At 50.5% G+C, this 17,876-nt stretch carries 14 protein-coding genes and 2 tRNA genes; 6 read left to right on the top strand and 10 right to left on the bottom strand.

All coding sequences use genetic code 11. The annotated features are described in order from the left end of the window. Nucleotides 1–32: 32 nt before the first annotated feature. Nucleotides 33–3,812: a HAMP domain-containing sensor histidine kinase gene (locus tag Q0577_RS18505; RefSeq protein WP_298738855.1), complete on the bottom strand. Its 3,780-nt coding sequence runs from the start codon at nt 3,810–3,812 to the stop codon at nt 33–35. A 55-nt stretch (nt 3,813–3,867) separates the two neighbouring features. After that, entirely contained in the window at nt 3,868–4,647 is a 780-nt protein-coding gene (gene mazG, locus Q0577_RS18500) for a nucleoside triphosphate pyrophosphohydrolase (RefSeq protein ID WP_298738854.1), read from the bottom strand. Nucleotides 4,648–5,032: 385 nt separating this feature from the next. Between mazG and Q0577_RS18495 the strand changes: the two genes are divergently transcribed. Further along, nucleotides 5,033–7,297, top strand: coding sequence for a Tex family protein (locus Q0577_RS18495; RefSeq protein WP_298738851.1), 2,265 nt, complete (start codon nt 5,033–5,035; stop codon nt 7,295–7,297). A gap of 255 nt (nt 7,298–7,552) precedes the next feature. On the opposite strand, the gene Q0577_RS18490 is transcribed toward Q0577_RS18495, so the two are convergent. From Q0577_RS18490 to Q0577_RS18475, 4 genes are all read right to left on the bottom strand, one after another. Then, nucleotides 7,553–7,864 carry a hypothetical protein gene (locus Q0577_RS18490; RefSeq protein WP_298738849.1) on the bottom strand — a complete coding sequence of 104 codons (312 nt, stop codon included), beginning with the start codon at nt 7,862–7,864 and terminating at the stop codon, nt 7,553–7,555. Nucleotides 7,865–7,923: 59 nt separating this feature from the next. Then, nucleotides 7,924–8,439, bottom strand: coding sequence for a hypothetical protein (locus Q0577_RS18485; protein WP_298738847.1), 516 nt, complete (start codon nt 8,437–8,439; stop codon nt 7,924–7,926). Nucleotides 8,440–8,561: 122 nt separating this feature from the next. Next, nucleotides 8,562–9,338, bottom strand: coding sequence for an enoyl-CoA hydratase-related protein (locus Q0577_RS18480; protein WP_298738845.1), 777 nt, complete (start codon nt 9,336–9,338; stop codon nt 8,562–8,564). Nucleotides 9,339–9,346: 8 nt separating this feature from the next. Then, nucleotides 9,347–10,462 (bottom strand): DUF3667 domain-containing protein, encoded by a 1,116-nt coding sequence (locus Q0577_RS18475; protein ID WP_298738843.1) that lies wholly within the window; start codon nt 10,460–10,462, stop codon nt 9,347–9,349. A 138-nt stretch (nt 10,463–10,600) separates the two neighbouring features. Between Q0577_RS18475 and Q0577_RS18470 the strand changes: the two genes are divergently transcribed. Next, entirely contained in the window at nt 10,601–11,464 is an 864-nt protein-coding gene (locus Q0577_RS18470) for a hypothetical protein (RefSeq protein ID WP_298738841.1), read from the top strand. Nucleotides 11,465–11,619: 155 nt separating this feature from the next. Here Q0577_RS18470 and Q0577_RS18465 read toward each other — a convergent pair whose 3' ends face one another. The 3 genes from Q0577_RS18465 to Q0577_RS18455 all read right to left on the bottom strand — a co-directional run bounded on the left by Q0577_RS18465 (nt 11,620) and on the right by Q0577_RS18455 (nt 15,049). Further along, nucleotides 11,620–11,895: a UBP-type zinc finger domain-containing protein gene (locus Q0577_RS18465; RefSeq protein WP_298738839.1), complete on the bottom strand. Its 276-nt coding sequence runs from the start codon at nt 11,893–11,895 to the stop codon at nt 11,620–11,622. A gap of 6 nt (nt 11,896–11,901) precedes the next feature. Continuing rightward, nucleotides 11,902–13,566, bottom strand: coding sequence for an FAD-dependent oxidoreductase (locus Q0577_RS18460; RefSeq protein ID WP_298738838.1), 1,665 nt, complete (start codon nt 13,564–13,566; stop codon nt 11,902–11,904). Nucleotides 13,567–13,645: 79 nt separating this feature from the next. Next, entirely contained in the window at nt 13,646–15,049 is a 1,404-nt protein-coding gene (locus Q0577_RS18455; RefSeq protein WP_298738837.1) for an ATP-binding protein, read from the bottom strand. A gap of 99 nt (nt 15,050–15,148) precedes the next feature. Here Q0577_RS18455 and Q0577_RS18450 point away from each other — a divergent pair, with 99 nt between their 5' ends. From Q0577_RS18450 to Q0577_RS18435, 4 genes are all read left to right on the top strand, one after another. Continuing rightward, nucleotides 15,149–16,081, top strand: coding sequence for a helix-turn-helix domain-containing protein (locus tag Q0577_RS18450; protein ID WP_298738835.1), 933 nt, complete (start codon nt 15,149–15,151; stop codon nt 16,079–16,081). A 165-nt stretch (nt 16,082–16,246) separates the two neighbouring features. Beyond that, nucleotides 16,247–16,843: a transporter gene (locus tag Q0577_RS18445; RefSeq protein WP_298738833.1), complete on the top strand. Its 597-nt coding sequence runs from the start codon at nt 16,247–16,249 to the stop codon at nt 16,841–16,843. 241 nt (nt 16,844–17,084) lie between these two features. Beyond that, a tRNA-Gly gene (locus tag Q0577_RS18440) sits at nt 17,085–17,157 on the top strand. Nucleotides 17,158–17,245: 88 nt separating this feature from the next. Further along, a tRNA-Leu gene (locus Q0577_RS18435) sits at nt 17,246–17,331 on the top strand. Nucleotides 17,332–17,549: 218 nt separating this feature from the next. Here the strand turns inward: Q0577_RS18435 and Q0577_RS18430 are convergent. Beyond that, nucleotides 17,550–17,843, bottom strand: a complete 294-nt coding sequence (locus tag Q0577_RS18430; protein WP_298738832.1) for an integrase core domain-containing protein — start codon at nt 17,841–17,843, stop codon at nt 17,550–17,552. Nucleotides 17,844–17,876 lie beyond the last annotated feature (33 nt).

Here is a 17,876-nt window from a genome sequence, read left to right as displayed (position 1 = left end):
CGAATACAGGCAGAATAATGTTAAGATGTGGCTTATTTGACTACGAGCGGGAGCTTTACGTAAAAGGTGGTACCCACATTCAGACGGGTAAGGAACCAGATCTCTCCCCTGGCCTGTTCCACAATGTTCTTACACATGGCAAGACCAAGGCCCGTACCGGAGTTCTTGGTAGTAAAGTTGGGTACAAAGATACGGGACTGGATCTCGGGAGAGATGCCTTCGCCGTTATCCTGCACGCTGACCACCACCCATTTGTCGTCTGTGGTAGCCTCCATGTGCATTACAATGCGGCCTGCCCGGCTTTCGGGGATGGCCTGTATGGCGTTCTGCAGCAGGTTGGTGAACAGGCGGTTCATCTGGGTTTTATCGGCATATACATAGCAGGGACGCTCCGGCTCATTGTAGAGGATCTCGCAGCCGGGCTGTCCCTGGTAAAGCCCGTTGAGTGAATGCAGCACCTCGTTCAGCAGCATAACTTCGTTCACTGCCTCCCCGATGCGTGAAAAGGCGGAAAAGTCTGATGCTATGTTGGACAGGTGCTCTATCTGCTCTACCAGTGTATGGGCCACGTTATTGGTAAGCTGTTTTACATTAGGGCTGTCATTATCGATGGCCCGCTGCAGATACTGGATGCTCAGCTTCATGGGGGTGAGCGGGTTTTTGATCTCATGAGCCACCTGCCGCGCCATCTCCCGCCAGGCCCCTTCCCTTTCGCTTTTGGCCAGCTTGGCGGCGCTTACTTCCAGCTTGCGCACCATTTTGTTGTACTCTTTTACCAGGGCGCCTATCTCATCGTCTTTATCCCATTCTATCTCATCGTTCCGCTGGCCAAGGCTCACGTTACGCAGCTTTTCCGTTACCAGGGAGAAAGACCTGGTAATGGAGTTGGTGATCAGCAGGGCCAGCATACCGGCAATCAGGAAGATGAAGGCATTGAAATTGATCAGCGCCACGAGGAAGTTAGAGATCTGCTGGTTACGTTCTGTCTGCGTAGCGAAATATGGTACGTTCAGGTACGCAAATACTTCCCCGCTGCTATCCCGTAAAGGTACATAACCGGAAAAATAGTTCATCGAGCCTATCTCCTCTTTCTGTATATACTGGATCTCGTTCAGGCGGAACATATGGAAATAGGCCTGTGGCTGCATTTTGCGGGACAACAGTCCCTTTTCCGTCATCAGGGGCTGGGTGCTGACCTGCAGGTTGCCATCCCGGTCAAAGATGTTGATATCCAGGGAGCGGTCTTCGGCAATGTCGCTCATGGAAGACTGTAACCCGGCCTGGAAAATGGGGTCGTAGATGTCTTCCAGGTTGTCGAACATCCGCTGGGAGTCAAATTCCTTTTCCACATCGTGGGCCACCTCGCTCATGGTTTTGCTGAGGCGTTCCCTGTTTTCCGCATCGGAGCGGTTGATGAAGAACAATACCGTGGTAACGCCCAGGATGATGAAGGCAAATACCACTACAAAGATGATGGTGCCGTGTACCTTTTTACGGATGCTTACGTCTACCAGTGCACGTAGCGGACCAATACGCATCCTCGCCTTTATCAGCAGATCCAGGAGTTTATAGATCACGATAATGAGCAGGAAGAGGCAGAACATGTAGGCAAACAGTGTGATGAACTCTATAAAGCTCCGGCTCTCTTTCACCACCATCACGATCTTATCTTTCGAGGCTTTATAAATGAGCATGGAGTGGCCTTTGACCCTCTTCTCAGATACGTCGGTCTCGGGGATATCGCTGGCATACAGCTTTATAGGAAAAGCAAAATCGTTGTTATTGCTTACCAGGATGCCTTTATCATAGATGGCGTAGGAATAGGCTGCGGAGCTTTCCTTCTCCGGGTCATTAATCTCCCCGTCCACCAGCAGCTCCGGATAGAGTTTCTGGGATTTGGTGACGGCGGGCGTCAGCTCATATACCACGGAACCGATGATGATACTGTCCTGCATGAACACTTTCCTGCCGATGTAGCTGTAATCGTTAAAGCTGCGTTCATCGTAATACAGTTCATTATCAGTACCCACCTGGTCTGAATGCTGCAGGATGCGCGGGTTCAGGGAATAGATGCTGGTTGTATCCGAAGGGAAAACCGGGTAGCCGTTCTCGTCAAAGAAGTAAAAGGTAGTGTTGAAACGGCTCAGGTATCCCTTGAAATATTTCTGCTGCAGCTCGTTCACCAGCATTTCTTTGGGCAGCTGGCTGGCGCTGCGCATATCCTGGAAAAGGATCTGTATGCGTTCATCATCTTCCATATTACTGCTTACATCGTTAAGCAGCATTTCCAGGTATGGGTCCCGCTGTTTGGACAGGTCGGATGCCAGGCGTTCGCGGAGGCTCAGCTCCTTCTTGTTATTGTAGTATACCAGTACGGCGGAGGTGGTGATGGTCAGCAGCACCAGCCAGAACACAAAAGATACGGAGCCCAGGCTTTCTTCAAAACGGTGGGTGAACATATCCAGCAGCGCTACGTAGAGCAGCAGCCAGACCACCATCACGATAAAATAGGGCAGCTCCGGATTCCTGAGGCGGAACAGCAGCCATACCAGGCCCACTGCGGCCAGGAAGATGTACTTGGTACGGAGGCGGAAGCCGGTGAGCTCATTCAGCAGGTAGTTGATGATCTGCGAAAAGAACAGGAAGCTGAAGGAAATGAATCCCAGTATGATAAACCCGATCACGCTGTATTCGTTCAGGCTGAAAGGGTTGGTTACGTCAAAAGAGATCCTGGAGTCGATCACCAGGCTTTGGATCAGTTCTGAAAGGAACTGCCCTACGATATAGACCACGAGGCTGGATAAGGCGATCACCGCCCATCGCTGCCATTCCTGTTTCAGCTTGGGGGCGTTGATGGTTTTTACGTGCTCGCGGAAGAACAGCAGCATCCAGAAGGTGAGCAGTACGTTCAGCAGCAGGTCGCCCAGCGAAGGGAATATTTCGTTCTTGGCATAGATAAAGGGGGTAAAGATATTGAGGGCCCGCAGATCGAACGGGAACGGGTACATGTAGCTGAGTATCCGCAGCGTGAGCACCTTGAAGAACAGGAAAAGGAAGCCTATCAAAGGATTCTTCTGCCGGGCTATCAGGGTGGCAAAGAGGTTGATGAAGATCAGCACACAGATCACCCCCAGTACCCGCAGCGCCACGCTGAGCAGGTTAGGCGGACTTACATTCAGCGCCGGATCGTAATGCAGGTAGAAGAGGATGATGTTCTTATTATTCAGCACCGGTATACCGGGTGGGCGCAGGTGTATCTCGTACTCCCTGCCCAGGGCCGGTTTATCGTAAAAGTGATCTACCAGGTAATCGTTATTGATGCTGTATTCCAGTTTAACGGGAATGAGACCTACGAGCCAGCGTTTATGTCCCTCCGGCGCAGTTATCATCCGGTTGATCACTTCATAATACCCGTTCTTGAGCTTCACAAAGCCGGAACCGCCTTTAAATTTAAACACCACCTGGTCGTCCGGCTGTACGGCGTTGGTGCTCCAGAACAGCAGCCAGCGGCCAATGGCGCTGCTATCGTACGCAAATACGTGGTAATCGCGCCCGTTAATATATTTCAGCTCCTTTTCATTGTAGGTGCGGTTGAACAGGTGGTCCATGAGCTGCTCGTCCTGCGCCAGGCGTTCAAATGAGAGCTCGCGTTTATGCAGGCTCTTTTCCAGGTTACGTTTAACGCCCTGCGGGGAGGAGTAGTAAGACCAGTAGTTACTGAACAGGAAGGCGAAGGTGAACAGCCATGCGGCAATGATCAGCAGATATCCGTGTCGCAGGAAGAAAAGCCGTATTTCTTTGATGTCGAGCAATGGGTAATGATTAAAAAAGCAGCAGCTTCAGCGGCAAGCTGCAAGATGTATGCCGTTATTTATTTTCTGTTTGCTTCACCTGGTTCCAGAGGCCGTCCATTTCGGTCAGCGTCATTTCGGCGAGCTGGCGGCCCTGTTCGCGGGCGATGTCTTCCATTTGTTTAAAACGGCGGATGAATTTCTTGTTGGTGCGTTCGAGGGCGTTTTCGGCGTCTACTTTCAGGAAGCGCGAGTAGTTTACGAGGGCAAAGAGCAGGTCGCCGAATTCGGCTTCGATCCCGTCCTGGTTGCTGGCCTGCACGGCTTCTTCCAGTTCTGCCAGTTCTTCCTGTACCTTCTTGTATACCTGTTGGGTGTTATCCCACTCGAAACCTACCTGTTTGGCCTTTTCCTGGAGGCGCATGGCTTTTACGAGGGCGGGCAGTGACAGGGGCACGCCGCTTAATATAGATGTTTTGCCTTCTTTGAGCTTGAGCTTTTCCCAGTTCTGTTTTACCTGGTCTTCATTTTCCACCTGGACGTCGCCATAGATATGGGGATGGCGGTGAATGAGTTTGGCGCAGATGCCCGAGATCACGTCCTGGATGGTGAATTGCTGTTGTTCTGCGCCGATCTTGGCGTAGAACACGATATGCAGCAGGATGTCGCCGAGTTCTTCTTTGATGGAGGTCCAGTCCTGGTCGGTAATGGCGTCGGTGAGCTCGTACATTTCCTCGATGGTGAGCTGGCGGAGGGATTGCAGGGTTTGTTTGCGGTCCCACGGGCATTTTTCACGGAGTTCGTCCATGATTCTGAGCAGCTGATCGAAGGAGGTGTTGGTGTGCGTTTCTTCCATGCGATAAAAATAGGGAAAATATTTTGGGGAGCTTGAGTTGGGGAAGAGCGCGCTGGCTTCTTTGACGGCCGGGGTGCAGGACAGGCTGACCAATGTGGATTGGGAGGTGCTTGGGGTGAGCTGGAAGCTTTGCCGGAGGTATTAAAACGGGCTGCGCCTGAGGGGGATGATGTAACTTTGGGAGGGCATGAAGGCGGGAGGTTCCTTGATGGGACTTTGCCGGGCCGGTGGCGCCAGGCAAGGCCCGTTTTAATGCACTCGGCCGGGTGGCGGCCAGACTATCAACTGTTGACAACTTTCCGTTGTGGTAAAAACCAATTTAATTACATTTGCGGCCGGCTTTTGAAAGGGCCCGACTTATTAATTATTCATTATTAGTTAATTCATGAATACCAAACACATTGCACTCATTTCGACAGAATTAGGTATATCGGCCAGGCAGGCGGAAAATACCATGAACTTGTTGTCAGAAGGTGCTACCGTACCTTTTATCAGCCGTTACCGGAAAGAGGTGACAGGAAGCCTGGATGAAGTGCAGATTGCCCGGATAGAGGATCTGAAGAAGCGCTACCAGGAAGTGGATGACCGGAGGGATTTTATTATCAAGACCATTACGGAGCAGGAGAAAATGACGCCGGAGCTGCTGGAGAAACTGGAAGGTACCTGGAACCTGGCGGAGCTGGAAGACATTTATCTGCCGTATAAGCCCAAACGTAAAACGAGGGCAACGGTGGCGATCGAGAAAGGACTGGAGCCCCTGGCAAAAGCAATATTCGAGCAGAAAGAAGGCGAGCCGGATGCGCTGGCAGCACAATATATCAATGATAAAGTGGCTTCTGCCGATGAGGCCCTGAAGGGAGCGCGCGATATCATTGCAGAATGGATCAATGAGAATGCGGAAGTGCGTGATAAGCTGCGTAAGCTGTTCACACATACCGCGGTACTGAGCTCCAAGGTGATAGAGGGCAAGGAAGAAGAAGGCAATAAATACAAGGACTACTTTGATTTTAAGGAGCCGCTGACCTCCCTCCCCTCTCACAGGGTGCTGGCCGTATTCCGCGCGGAAGCAGAGGGAATCCTGTATGGGTCAATACAGCCGGAAGAGGAAGAAGCAGTGGAGATCATCAGCAACCAGTTTGTAACGGGTAGCAGCGCCTGCAGCGGACATATGCAGAAGGCTATCACGGACTCGTATAAACGTTTGCTGCGTCCTTCGCTGGAAAATGAGTTCCGTGCGCTGGCCAAAGAAAAGGCGGATGCGGAAGCAATAGAGGTGTTTGCAGAGAACCTGCGGCAGCTGTTGCTGGCGGCGCCCCTGGGACCCAAGCCGGTGATCGCGGTAGACCCTGGTTACCGTACGGGCTGTAAAGTGGTAGCGCTGGATGAGCAGGGCAATATGCTGGACAATGATGTGATCTTCCCCCTGGAAAAGAACTATAAACGTGATGATGCGGAGGCCCTGCTGAAGAACTGGGTCCGCAAATATAATACGGCTGCCATTGCGGTGGGTAATGGTACTGCCGGACGTGAAACAGAAGAGTTTATTAAGAAAATAGATTTCGGCACCAAGATCATTGTGTTCATGGTGAATGAAAGCGGCGCTTCTGTGTACTCTGCTTCCGAAGTGGCAAGGGAAGAGTTTCCCGATCATGATGTGACCGTGCGCGGCGCCGTATCCATTGGCCGCCGTTTGATAGATCCGCTGGCAGAGCTGGTGAAGATCGATCCGAAGTCTATCGGCGTGGGACAATATCAGCATGATGTGAACCAGTCGCAGCTGAAACAGAGCCTGGACCGCGTGGTGGTAAGCTGTGTGAACAACGTAGGCGTGAACCTGAATACGGCTTCCAAACACCTGCTGGCGTATGTATCGGGGCTGGGTCCTTCACTGGCAGAGAATATTGTGAAGTTTCGCAAGGAGAACGGCGCATTCCGTAACCGTGCGGCGCTGAAGAAAGTGCCCCGCCTGGGCGAGAAGGCTTTTGAACAGTGCGCGGGCTTTTTACGTATAGAGAACGGCGATAACCCGCTGGATAATTCTGCGGTGCACCCTGAGCGTTACCCCCTGGTAGAGGCGATGGCGGCACAGCAGCAATGCTCCGTACAGGACCTGATGGCGAAGGAAGAGCTGCGTAAGAAGATCAACCTGAAGAGTTATGTAAGCGAAGAAGTGGGCTTACTGACGCTGGAAGATATCATGAAAGAGCTGGATAAACCCAGCCGCGACCCGCGCGATGAGATCGCGATCTTCGAGTATGCGGAAGGGATACACTCCATGGAAGATGTGAAGCCTGGTATGACACTGCCTGGCGTAGTAACAAATATCACGGCGTTTGGGGCCTTTGTGGATATCGGCGTGAAACAGGATGGCCTGGTGCATATCTCGCATTTGTCTAACCGTTTTGTAAGCAATCCGAATGAAGTGGTGAAGCTGAACCAGAAGGTAACGGTAACGGTACTGGAAGTGGACGTGGCGCGTAAGCGGATATCCTTATCTATGAAGGATAATGAGGCGCCGGCGCAAAGCGGCGGCGGTCAACGCAGAGAGAGAAGGGAGACTAGTAGTGGTAGTAAACCGGCTGGTAAACAGCAGGCGCCACTGAATGATTTCCAGGCGAAACTGGCGGAGCTGCGGAAGAAGTTTAATTAAATGAATTGATAGGCGCAGTCTTTAAACGGCATATGGGTCTTCAATCCCGTCATTGCGAGGAGGTGTGTAGGGCTTAGCGCGGAGCACGACGAAGCAATCTTTTTAAACGGCAAACGGGTCTGGAGACCCGTTTGCTATTTGTGAAAGCCAAGGTTAAAAGTTTGCTTCGGCCCGGCTACCCGCAAAGCCCTGCGGGCCTCGCAATCACGGCGAATGAAGACCCGTTGCCGCCTCTAAGCAATCATTCAATCCTATCTACTCAATAACAATCAGCGGCTCATACCGTCTGTCAGGATAATGAGCGCTCATCAGGCCGCGGGCAATGTAGTCGTTGATCTGCGCCTGGGTGAGCGTGGTGGGCAGGGTGTTATTGGTGCCATAGAAACAGAAAGTGCCCGGATGGGGCTGGCAATACCTGAGGTTGTAACTGGCGCCGGGCTGGCGGATATATACGCCATCGCTTTCAGGATCGATGTAAATGTAAAGCGTAACCCTTTTGGCGGCAAAAGCGGCCGTGATAGCCAATACCATGGCTATACAGAACAGAATAGGCTGTAGTTTTTTCATAGTGGAAAATTTCCGGGAAGTTACGGGGCAGGAATGAGACAGGACCGCAGTGGATGTGGTTACTTCTCAAACTTCTCCTTCCATTCCAGCAGCCGCTGGGGATAGGCAGTGTCCTTCTTTTCTGCGTAAAGCTTCACCCTGCCGTTGACGGCGATACCGGCGAAGATAAGATCGCGTTTCATATCGATGACCAGGGAGGCTTCGTCTGAAGAACAGTTATGCGGTTCGCAGCCATCGTTATAGAGAATGCCATCATCCACTTCTATAGGCGGAGCTACCTGGTAGCGCCTCATGAAGCTACTGGTGTCTCTGCCCAGCAGTTGTCTGAAGCGTTGCTTCAAAGGTTCTTTATCGAGGAGGTCCACCTCTCCGGCATAGCGGCCGGTGTAGTCTTCAAAACGGCTCCAGGAGGTGATCTCGGTAGCGACAATGGTATCATTACCAGGTATCATAGTGTCCGGGGAAGGGGTAGTGGATGTTTCCCTCGGCTGTTGCTTCTGCTTCCGGGTAACGGGCTCTTTACATGCGCACACCTGTACCCATATGGCCATTACTGAAGGCAGAAGCTTTCTCATAGTCATGGTTGAAATACTCATCATCAAATTATACAAAAACTATTTGGTAGCCGTTAATGATCAGTGCGAAGCTATTCGCTGCAAATACTAACGTATAATGACTAACGCCGGATCACTAACAACTATTTGCCTTTAAAAGCGGGGGGACGTTTCTCTATAAACGCCTGCATACCTTCTTTCTGATCTTCCGAGGCAAACAGGAGGTAAAAGTTCTTACGTTCAAAATGCAGGCCTTCATCAAGGCTGCTGTCGAAAGCTTTCAGTACCGCTTCCTTGGCCATTTTTACGGCCAGCGGGCTCATGGCAGACAGTTCTCTGGCCAGCTTTACCGCTTCTTCCAGGTACAGCTCTACGGGTGTTACCCGGTTAATAAGGCCTGCCTGTAAGGCTTCTGCGGCGCTGATAAAGCGGCCGGTGAGCACCATTTCCATTGCCAGGGCTTTTCCGACGGCCCTGGTAAGCCGCTGGGTGCCGCCGGCGCCGGGCATCACACCGAGCTTTATTTCCGGCTGCCCGAAGCGGGCCGTTTCACTGGCTACGATCATGTCGCAGAGCATGGCCAGCTCACAGCCGCCTCCCAATGCGAAACCGCTAACGGCTGCGATCAGGGGTTTCTTCGTCTTTTTAATGGCATCCCAGGTACTGAACTGGTCAATGTTGTACATGTCAACGGCGCTTTTACCCGCCATCTGCGTAATGTCAGCTCCGGCTGCAAACGCTTTTTCATTGCCACTTATAATGATGGCCCTTACCTGTTCATCGGCGTCCAGGTCCCGCAGGGCCTCCTTTAATTCCGACATGAGCTGCAGGTTCAGGGCATTCAAAGCTTCGGGGCGGTTCAATTGGATGTGGGCCACATGGGGCGCCGGCTGGTGTATGATTATAAATTCCGGTTGCATTACTAAATTTACAGAATTACTGCAAATAGCCAGACCACAAAAAACACGAACACAAAGAGGAATGAGAAGCTATAACCGCTGAGCAACAGTATTGCTTTCATGAATGAACGCCGGTACGACTGCTGGTAGGTGTTCTTGAGCGCCAGCCAGAGATAAATACCGATCAGCAGCAAGCCCCAGGCTGTGACGCGGTCCGTATGCAGCAGTTTGTCCAGCAACAGCGTGATCAGCAACACCACAAAAGCAAAGCAGTGCACATGCAGGGCGAAAATAGCATGATCGGCATAATACCGTTTCCTGTAGAGGATCTTCAGCCATAAGGCAAACAGCGGCAGCAGCACAAACATCATTTTAGGGGCGTTGTGCTTCAGGGCTTCCTCGAATGCGTCCTGCTTACTACTTCCGCCCATAGCGAGCGCCCTCCGGGTAATCCAGCGGCTAAAGCCCTGGTCACGCTGATCGGGCGGTAAGGCCGCTTGCGCAGAGTCATAATCCGCCAGTGAGCGGTAGTCAGTATCCTCCTTACTCAGAACAATTTTCTTCTTGCGGGTGGTATCCTTGTGAAGGGTATCCTTTTTAGCAACGGCAATCCCGGTAGCCGGCTCCGCTCTGAGCGGGCGGTAACGGTATACGGTATCGTTCCCCGTAGCCGTATCTGCGTCCAGGTGCGCTTCTTCCGGCTTGCTCGCGGCAGCAATGGAATCCTTCACCATTCGGATCAGGGATGCTGCGGAGGGAATTGTATCCTCCGTTTGCTCCGTTCTTTCTTCCCTTTCTTCATCCGCTTCGCCTGCACTGCTGTGTTCCTTATGCGTTACCATGGCAAAAACCAGGAAGAACATAAAGGAAATGAAGATATAGAGCTTGATGGGGTTTACATACGACACCCTTTTCCCGGCCATATACTCTTTGGTAAGACGGCCCGGCCTGAATAAAAGGTACTTTAGTGTTGTCAGGAACTGGGAATCGTAATGCAGCACATCACCCACAAAATGCTTAACCAGGTGGCCAAAAGATTCATGCGGCACGGCATTTTCCTGGCCGCAGTGCGTACAGTATCTTTCCGGAACTTCTGTTCCGCAGTTCAGGCAGTGCTTATCCTGCCTCAGTGGTTGCGTTTTCAAATTTGCAAGGTTAGGCCCCTAAAAATAGGAAAAGTATCTTCAATTTTCCAGTAATAATAAATGTATATATATCAAAAATTTTCAGATGAAAGGAACGTTAGTATTTTTGTCAACGTTTATACTATTCAGAAAGTGATTATGAATACTAAAAAGTACTGTTTGCTGGGCGCCTGCCTGTTGTTGCTTACGGGCCGTTCTATGGCCCAGTATTATTACCAGGATATCTGGAATGCCCGGCAGGCCAGCCGGAACCTGGCGCTGCTGAAGGAAAAAGAGGTAAGGGTACAGGAGGTGCAAAGCCTGGACGCCAATATGGAAACGGATAATGATTTTAAATGCCAGCGGGTGTTAAGTCCCAATTACCGCCAGATGCGTTCCATCACTCGCTCGCTGGCTACGGGGCTGTCTGTGATGACCTCTACTTTTTCGGCTAAGGGACAGCTCACCAAAACCGTAGACAGTACTGAAAGCAGTATTACCACCATACAATACCGTTATGACAGCGCGGGGCGGATAACGGATATCCAGACCGTTTCATTGTCGCAGGCAAGCGGCCAAAAGTTCAGGATCACGGAATCGCGCGATTACCGGTATGATGAGCGGGGGCATCTGAGCAGCATGATCCACCGGAAAAGCATGGGCGCAGATTCTACCACCGTACTGTTCAAGACCGACGCAGAAGGCCGCGTAACAGAGGAGCAGGAATACGGCAAGAACGTACGCAGCCCCCGTATCTATTACAACTATAACAGCCAGGGACTGCTTACGGATGTACTCCGTTATCATGCAGCCGCCAAACGCATGTTACCGGACTATATGCTGGAATACGACGCCCAGCAACGTTTATCGCAGCTGACTACGGTGAATGCGGAGACCTCCGATTATACTGTCTGGAAATATAAGTATGATGAGAAGGGGCTTCCGTTAACAGAAGAATGCTATAACAAGCAGAAAGAGATGCTTGGGATTGTGCGCTACAAATACCAGTTTGCTGCAAAGTAAAAGGCCAAAGTCAAAATTCAAATTCCAAATTCCAAAACAGGTTGGCAGCCAGGCTTTGGTGATGTACTTGTAACTTACTGTATTGGGGAAATGTGGTATTGGTTTTTGGGAATTTGGTATTTGGAACCTGGTATTTGGTATTTGGAATTTTGTATTCAGTAGTCGGCGAATTGTTGGTCGGGGTAGCACCACAGCCATTGTTCCCCGGGTTCTGCGGAAGCCACTACGGGGTGGCCGGTAGCGTGGTAGTGTGCTGTCATGTGGCGTGCCGGTGAAGCGTCGCAGCAGAGGGTAGCGCCGCAGGTCTGACAGGTACGCAGGTGCACCCATCGGCCGTTATGTTTTATGCATTCTTCGCACACATGTTCATCTTCAGCGGGTAGTTTGACTTCGCGGATATCCTGGAGATGTTTACAGAATTGCTCTTCCATGGTGTGTTATTTTACTTCTGCAAGATATTTATGAACAAAGCTGATGGCCATTGAGCCTTCTCCTACTGCTGCGGCTACGCGGTTCATGGCGCCTGCACGAACATCGCCTGCAGCAAATACGCCCGGACAGCTCGTTTCCAGCAGGTAGGGATCCCGCGCCTGTTTCCATATTTTACCGAACTGCTCGTAGGCTTTCAGCTGGCGGCCGGTTTCAATAAATCCTTTATCATCCCGGATAATATCCAGCTGTATCCACTCCGTAAAGGGTTTGGCGCCGATGAAGATATAGAGGGCGTTGGCCGTTTCGGTAGTGGTGGTATCCGTTTCCAGATCGGAGATCACCAGTTGTTCCAGGCGATCGGTGCCCAGGGCGGCTGCTATCTCGGTTTTAGGTCTTACCCGGATGTTGGGCGTAGCTTTGATCTGCTCTATCAGGTAGGCCGACATGGTGCTGGTGAGGTCTTCCTTCCGGATCAGTATATATACATTCCTGGCAAACTTGGAAAGGTACATGGCTGCCTGTCCGGCGGAGTTGCCTCCTCCTACTATGAACACTTCCTTATCCTTGCAGGCGGTGGCTTCGGTCATGGCGGCGCCGTAATAGATACCGGCCCCGGTGAAGTCTGCCACACCTTTTGTTTCCAGCTTGCGGTAATCCACGCCGGTGGTGATGATCACGCTGCGGGTATTCACTTCGGTATCATCTTCCAGGATGATCTTCTTGTAGCCGTCTTTCTGGCGGATCTCTTTTACGGATTGCGGGGTAATGAATTCCGTTCCCAGGCGGGTAGCCTGAGCGATGGCGCGGCGGGTAAGTTCTGCGCCGCTTAAGCCGGTGGGAAAGCCCAGGTAGTTCTCGATACGGGAACTGGTGCCTGCCTGTCCGCCGGGAGCGCGTCTTTCGATCAGCAGGGTCTTCAATCCTTCAGAGGCGCCGTACACGCCGGCTGCGAGGCCTGCGGGACCAGCGCCGATGATCACCACATCGTACACATCATGTTTGGTATGCGGGTTGAGGCCTACCCTGCCGGCGATCTCCATAATGGAGGGGTCTGCCAGGTAGGAGCCATCTTCAAAGAAAACAAGGGGAAGGTCTTTCTGCTCCAGGCCGTTCAGCTGCAGGAGGCGCCGTGCTTCATCCGTGGTCTGTATATCCAGCCACTGGTAAGGGATGAGGTTACCTGCCAGGAAATCCTTGATGGCATGTGAGCGTTGTGAGAACTGGTATCCCACCACTTTGATGCCTTTGAATGCAGGCTGGTAGATATGCTGCCAGTCGTCCAGCAGGTCGTCTATCACCGGGTACAGTTTCTCTTCCGGCGGGCCCCAGGGCTTTACCAGGTAGTAGTCTAACTGTACGGTGTTAATGGCCCTGATAGCGGCGTCGGTATCAGAGTAGGCGGTGAGCAGTACGCGCCTGGCTTCGGGGTAGAATTGTTTGGTCTTTTCCAGGAAGTCAACACCTTCCATTTCGGGCATGCGTTGATCGGAGATGAACATGGCAATGGTCTCACCTTTATTCTTCAGTTCCAGGAGGCTGTCCAGCGCTTCGTTGACAACCGTGGTGCTGATGATTTTGTAACTGTTGCGGTATTGTGTCTTAAGATCACGAACGATGGCGCGAAGTACCTGTGCATCATCGTCAATACAAAGAATTAAAGGTAGATCCATATTATTTTCTGCGGCCTGAGTTGACATATTTCCGCCCGTTTATAAAGTTTGAATATACAAATATTAGGTGGCAAGCCGTTTAATTATCCTGCATGGGCAGGCTAACCATGAAGCGGGTATTACCCGGTTCTGAGGTTACTTTTACATTTCCCCTGTGCTGTTTCACGATCTGGCATACGATGTCGAGGCCAAGCCCGGTGCCTTTGCCCACCTCCTTGGTGGTGAAGAAGGGGTCAAAGACCCTGCTGATCATTTCCGGCGGGATGCCGGGGCCGTTATCTATGACAGACACCAGTACACAATCATGATCGCGTTCTGTGCGTATCTGTAGTACACCTTTTCTTGCAGGTTCCATGGCATCGAGCGCGTTATCGATGAGGTTTGTCCATACCTGGTTCATTTCCCCGATGCATACTTTGATCTGCGGGAGGCTCTGATCAAAATGCTGCTGCAGTTCTACATTGCCTTTGCGCAGGCGGTACTGAAGGATGTTGAGCGTGTTCTCTATACCCCTGTGGATGTCTGTCAGCTGGCGGTCGCGTCCCTGGTCCATATGCGTGAAAGTTTTTATGGAGCCCACCAGGGTAGCGATCCGTTTGGACGCTTCCTCGATATCGGTGACCATTTTTTCCGTAACCAGGTTGCTGTTGATCCAGTTAAAAACGGGCGACAGGTCTGCTTCGGGAATATCTTTCTTGAAATCGTTGAGCAGTTCGATAGTAAATCCGAAGTCTACCAGGTTTTCCGCCAGTTCTGCCGCATTTTCTATGTTATGATCATCCAGCCAGTCCATCAGCTCCTCTTCCCGGTCTGAACGCTGCATCATGGAAAGGGCGGGGCCTTTGGGCTGGTTGAGGATGTTGAACAGTCTTTCGTTGATAATATCCACTTCTTCGGGGCTCATGCGGATGGCCATTACCTTTTTGAAGGTACCCGGCATCATCTGGAGGTGCTGTTTTAAGGAGACTGCCCCGCGCACTACGGCGGCGGCGGGATTGTTCAGTTCATGCGCGAGCCCGGCAGACAGTTTTCCCAATGCGGCCATTTTTTCGTTCTGCAGCTGAAAGGAGGTGAAATCGCGGACACGGTTGGTCATGATGTGTACCAGTGCCTGGGTGAGCTCAAAATGGTTGCGGATCAGTTCTTCTATCTTGCTGATGGGTAAAGTCATGACCTGTGCATCGTCCCGGATCTCGCCGAAGGCGATCGCTATTTTACCCCGGGAGAAGGGCAGGTAGCCGAAAATCGCTTTGGGGCCCCATACTGTTATTTCGCGGGCTTCCTTCTGCTGAACCTGGTAGGCTTTGACCCTGCCGCTGATGAGGATGTGTGTTCCGGCGATCGGCTCCCCCTGCTCAAAGAGCATTTCACCGGCTGGCATTTCATAATGACGGCTATTGTCTATTAACCATTGAAGCTGGCCGGCCGGCACATCCTTCAGGGCTTCTATACGCTGGAGCCACTCTGCTGTAACTGTTTGCATGGGAATAAGATACTTAGCTAAATAAAGGTAACTATTTTTAGGAAGGGAGTGTTTATTCAAAGTTGCTTAAATTTGCACCGGATTAAGGAATCATCAGATATGAACAAGGAAGCAATCAGAATGGATATTTCCGATACGATCAAGTATTATCTATCCACCGCTGCACCGAAAGCGGCACAACATTTCGGTATAGACAAGTATGGCGAGTTACTGGAACAGGATCACTTTGCCATTCTCAGTAACGAAGGCGGCCTTAAGAACGGACCGCCCATCAAAACGGATCATTTTGCGGTTATCCTGTGTGTACAGGGAAGTTGTTTAAAAACCGTAGGCCCGCATACATTTGAAGTAGTTCCCCATTCTATTCACATCGTCTCTCCCCGGGATTTTCATTCTTTCGAAAACGCATCTGACGACCTGCTGCTGTACATGGCTTTGTTCAGGAGAGAATTTATTGCGGAAAGCTTTATCAAGGAGCATATCCTGGAAACGCTGCTGGAGCAGCCGGGAGAGCTGGCACCCATTTATCACCTGGATGAGCAGGAGTTTACCGTGATAAAGGAACTGTTTGAGAAGATAGAACGGGAATACCGGCAGGCCAATCCTTACTACCTGCAGATGGTACGCCTGCTGCTGGTAGAATTATTGTTTGAAGTGAACCGCTCGCACGAGAGGGCGCAACTGCAGCCAGTAAAAACCGCGGGGCGTAAGTTTCAGCTGGTAACACAATTCAAGAAACTGGTGGAGGAGCATTTTGTGGAGATGCATTCCGTGCAGCAGTATGCAGAGATGCTGCATGTATCGGCGAAGCATCTGAGTGAGCAGGTAAAGCAGGAAACGGGGGAGAATGCGTTGATGATCATTCACAGGAGAATATTCCTGGAAGCGCAGTATTTGCTGGGCACATCGCAGTTCAGTGTGAAGGAAGTAGCAGATAAGCTGAATTTTGATACCAGCTCTCATTTCAGCCGGTTCTTCAAGCATTTTGCGGGGATCAACCCGTCGGAGTATACGCGTGTTGCCTGTTGCTGATATGGCGCACCGGAAAATTGGTTCTAATATCCTCCAAATTGGCCTTTACCGGTGTAAACATGTGGTCTACCTTTGCTTCATCAAACAAAGAATAGCAGCTGCAAACAAATTTAGTTCTTTGGCAAGCTAATTAAATCGTTTCGTAAGCATTAAAAACAACAGAAGATGAAAAAGACAATTAAGAAAGGCATTGCAGGATTAGCTCTTTTAACAGCTTTTGCGCTGACAACCCAGGCACAGAGCATGGACAATGGCACTCCCACCAAACCTGCCACTGCTACAGAAAGGCCCCGTTATTTGATCAGTGTAGGCCCTGAAGCGAACCTTCCATTAGGCGATTTCAAAGATGCATATGACTGGTCTATCGGCGGTTCCGTACAGGGTGAATATGCTATCCTGAAAAGGGATCTGTATGTTACATTAAACGCCGGATATACTAACTTTTTCGCTAAAGATATTGCTGGTTTTAGTCCAAATGACCTTCATGTCATTCCCGTAAAAGCTGGTTTGAAATATTACCCGGTATCTAATTTTTACGTACAGGGTCAGGCTGGTGCAGCATTTCTTGGTAACAAGAGTGATGTAGGTGCTGATAAATCTGCGGTATTTGCTTATTCACCGCAGGTGGGTTATTTATTCCCGCTGGGTAATGGCAGCTACCTGGATGCAGGCGTTAAATTTGAGGGCTATACCAAAATGAGTGACGGTGGAAAATCCAGCAATTTCCTGGGCCTGAGAGTGGCTTATGGATTTGGAAAATAAGTTAAAAACTAGGTTAAGGAATACTAATGACGGCCCCGGTGAATTAACATCACCGGGGTTTTTTATTGTATGAGGTTTGAGGTTGGTTGGAGGTTAGCGGTTGGGAGGTTGGTTAAAAGTTGGAGGTTTTGGTGATGAGGATGAGAGAAATTTTCTAAAAAAATGCAGGATAAAAATTGGCAAATTCAAAACAATACCTATCTTTGCAATCCCAACGAAAAAAACAGTTCTTAAAAACTCTGCGGAAGTAGCTCATTTGGTAGAGCACGACCTTGCCAAGGTCGGGGTGGCCGGTTCGAGCCCGGTCTTCCGCTCAGATGGAGATTCCAAACTGCGCAAGTGGTTTGGAATTTTTGTTTAAAGTTCTTTCAGATTAGTTATCTTTAATTATTCTGATGGTCCACCCGGGTGGTGGAATTGGTAGACACGCAGGACTTAAAATCCTGTGGCCAGCAATGGCTGTACGGGTTCGACCCCCGTCCCGGGTACTTGGAAATCAATAATTTATAAAGGCTGCTGAGAGGCGGCCTTTATTGTTTATGGAAAATTTTCAAACAATTTTCAAACAACGAGAATGGTTGGAGTATTGTTTGAAAGCTTTGAAGTGAAGTCAAAGAACAAAATATTTAAAACCTCCTACACGGAGGACTGTAAGCTCCCCTTATTTTCGGCCCATTGAGGTTTAGAATTTTCAATGTTTTAGCATTCATTGGGAAACGGATTGTGCGTATTCCAGTGGTGGAACGTTGCCCAGCGTTTCATGCGGCCTTTCAGCATTGTAATCCTGTCGCCATTCCTCAGCCATGATACGAACTTCTTGTAAAGTGAAGAAATGGTAGGCATCTAATAGTTCTCTTCTGATTGACCCATTATTGCGTTCGATAAATGCATTTTGTACCGGCTTGCCCGGTTGGATGAACAGGATTTCTATGTTATGCTCTTCGCACCACAGCTTCAACAGATCACTGATGAACTCCGGTAAGCTAACGACGAAGTACATCTTTTAGCGGTACAGTGGTTCTTCTAACTTTGC

The sequence above is a fragment of the uncultured Chitinophaga sp. genome (assembly GCF_937898475.1).
GTDB lineage: Bacteria > Bacteroidota > Bacteroidia > Chitinophagales > Chitinophagaceae > Chitinophaga.
Note: the sequence above shows the minus strand (reverse complement) of the source record. Positions and strands in the feature narration are given on the sequence as shown.